The 3133-nt window shown below is 55.5% G+C and carries 2 protein-coding genes; one reads left to right on the forward strand and one right to left on the reverse strand.

Annotated features, from left to right (window positions below):
• Positions 1 to 246: 246 nt before the first annotated feature.
• Positions 247 to 1935: a formylglycine-generating enzyme family protein gene (locus tag B7364_RS04110; RefSeq protein WP_157893474.1), complete on the reverse strand. Its 1689-nt coding sequence runs from the start codon at positions 1933 to 1935 to the stop codon at positions 247 to 249.
• Between the two features lie 254 nt (positions 1936 to 2189).
• Between B7364_RS04110 and B7364_RS04115 the strand changes: the two genes are divergently transcribed.
• Complete coding sequence (locus B7364_RS04115; protein WP_157893475.1) at positions 2190 to 2711, forward strand: hypothetical protein; 522 nt, start codon at positions 2190 to 2192, stop codon at positions 2709 to 2711.
• Positions 2712 to 3133: the final 422 nt, after the last annotated feature.

Here is a 3133-nt window from a genome sequence, read left to right on the forward strand (position 1 = left end):
AAGACCTCCTTACGACCGCTCGTAAGGTGCTCGCACTCAACTAATCCAGCCATTACAGCAAGGCGGCCGGGGCCGGTCGGTTACGGAGTGTCAGTTTCCCGCTAGTTTGAAAACGGGTGACCTTGGCTAGGAAGCTGGTCCGCTAGAGATACCCCTTCTGGAAGGCGCGAAGCCAAACTGGATTGTAGGCACCAGACTGGAAACCGCAGACTAAAAGAATTCAAATGCGCCAGAAGTTGACGCGTGCTACCGAAGCGTCCTCGCAAGACGGAAACCGATTGTATTGCTCCTGAAGCCGTTGGTATTGGCACTGTCGCGGTAGGTTGAACGCAGCCACTGCGGAAGGTCACGCCACGAGCCGCCGCGGACCACGCGGGTATAGCAAGGACTTTTCACGAACGCAGAGCCATCTGATGGTTGCACCGAATAGCCAGCCCCATAACAGTCCTCTAACCGCTCTTCGACATTGCCATGCATGTCGTGGAGCCCGAACCCGTTTGCCGTCTTGCTACCTACAGGATGGGTGCGGTTTCCTGAGTTGGAGTCATACCAAGCATAGTTTCCAAGACTGCTTTCATCTTCGCCGAAGCTCCAGCGCGCCTGGCTGCCAGCCCGCGCTGCATACTCCCATTCCGCTTCCGTCAGGAGACGATACCGGTCCGAACTGCCCGTCAGGCCCGTTTTCTGATTGAGCCAGGCGATGTAGGTCTGGGCATAATTCCAGCCTACATTCGTCACCGGGCGGTTGCCCTGGCCGAACCGGTCATCCGTTGCCGCAGGGCAGGCCCCCGCAGAGACGCAGGCAGAATACTGGCTCCACGTCACCTCAAACTTGCCAACCGCAAACTCATATCCAATCCGGACGCTGCGCTGAGGGCCTTCATTGTCATAACGGCCTGCCTCCGATCCGGGCGAACCCATGGTGAAACTCCCCGATGGCAGCACGACCATCGTGGGACAATCGCTGCAATCCTTAAAAACCGGTTGATTATGGAGAGTGAGAAAGCGCGCAACATCTCTTGCGTATTCAGCCCCTTTATAGTCTTCAAGCAATTGTATCAGCCAGCTTTGCTCCGCCCAATACTTTCCTCTCGGCAGCAATCGGATGACGGAATCGATTGAAATGCCACTTCTGGACAAATCCAGAAGTTGAGCTTCAAGCGCCCGGCTATCATTGCCGAGCGCGGTGAGCCGAAGCTGCTCGATAATGACTTCTCGCCGGCCTGAATCAAGGACAGCGGCCTCCGAGAGGCGGGCCGCGGCCTCAGATACGTTGTCAGCAAAAATAAGGGAACTTGCCTGTTCAACAAGCGCAATAACAAGCGGCGTGTAGGCGGGCTCGAGCTTCTTGATCTCGTTTGCCGCTCTTGTTCGGGCTTCAGGACGCGCAGTTTGCTGTTCAAGCTTACGTAGCACCTTAACAGCTTCGATAGGCTGGCCGAGCGGTCCGGCATAGATTGTGGCGGCCCGGAACCCAGCTTCGGTCTTGCTTTTGTCTGCTGCGAAGGCCTGCGCGAAGAGACGTGCAGCGCGGCCATTTAATCCAGCAGCAAGGGCCGCTTCGGCATCGGCCTCTGCCGTGAGTGAGACGCTTTGAAGCGCGATCGTGTCGAGCAAGCGCTGAACACCAGCCTTGTCTGCTTCAGGCGCTAGCGACAGGGCGAGCTCTGTTTCAGTGCGTGCTTCGTCAAATCGCTGGAGCCCGAGTAATGCCATGCCTGAGTAATAGCGTACACGGTAGTCAGATGGTGCCTTGGAGATCGCAGAACGCACTGTGGCAAGGGCCTCGACATAGTCGCCCTGCGCAATCAGGGTCTCGGCCCGCTGAATCTCGAACGAAACATTGCCTTGGGCAAACACGGTGGAAGGGCTGAAGATCAAAGCCGCGCCACACATTGCTAAGGCTGCCAAAAGGTTCCGCTTTATCCGCCGCAAGGCCTATCTCCTTGTACAACAAAAATAGTCTTATGGCGTGGTGGGCGAGGATCCGGCAAGCTCCCGTTCGCGGATTTCAACATTGCGCCTTTCCGACCTCAAGGGATCAGAGTCGAACTCCGGCGCCCTTGAAAACTGTAGCCTAAGAGAAAATGGCTTTGCCAGCGAAGCTCACCCCAGCTGTGGGCACACAAAAAGGCCATCGGGAACCGACAGAGATGACTTGAGATTTTGACCTTTACGCGACGGTCACGTTGAACAAGATGAACTTCCTGTTTAAACGCCAGAGGCTGCATGAAAGGAGTTTTCCGGTGATACGTTATCTGATTGCCATCACGCTCATTGTAGGATTTGCTCTGCCGGCGAAAGCGGAGACTTTGATCCTCTGGTCCAAGAAAGCGAAAGCCTGCGGCACGTACGGCTATACCTATCGCGCGGGCTACACGATCGAGGCTTTTACGTCTTCAGCGGCCACCACTCGCTCGGGGCAAGTCAGCAAACGCATCACTGAGCTCAAAGCTGAGAACGCTGCAGGCGTGCACATAGAAACTTTGAATCCTGGGCAATGCATCGCCGTGGCGCAGATGGACAAGAAAGTTGGAACTTGTGAATTTCGGACGTTCAGCTGGAAAATTGCACCCAGCGCAACCGCTGCTCAGGCGGCGATGGAACGCGTCTTGGCAGGAGAGCCGAACCTAAAGGGCTCCGCGATTCAAGAGGTGCGTTGTGCCAAGCCACCTGAAAAGAAGGACACCGCTTGGGGAATCCGGGGCTAGAGATTGGACCAAACGACTGGCTAAACGGCTAAACAGGGACACCCCTACGCGTTTTGGGGCGGGGAGCTCGGTTTGGAAGCCAGATTGGTTTTGAGCCCGAAGGTCTGATCTTCATCGCATTAGCCTTGGCCGCCTAGTCTTGGCTAACTTGTTGATTTAGGAGGAATAGTAAAGCGGTTACCGAAGACACCCGACTGGAGACCGCAGAAAGTAAAAATGTAAGACGCAATGAGGTAACGCTTTCTAATGAAGCGTCCTAGCAAAGCGTAAGTTCAGAGATTAGCTCTGGTTGCAGGCGTGTCCGTGTTGCGGTTGGCGAATTTCGGCTCCGGAATAGGGCTTCGAAGTTAGCGCCCATGAACAAGATTCTCATGAGGCGATGTGACCTGAGCCCCGATTGGTCCGTCATTTGAAAGGAGAGT

The sequence above is a fragment of the Aquidulcibacter paucihalophilus genome (genome assembly GCF_002105465.1).
GTDB lineage: Bacteria > Pseudomonadota > Alphaproteobacteria > Caulobacterales > Aquidulcibacteraceae > Aquidulcibacter > Aquidulcibacter paucihalophilus.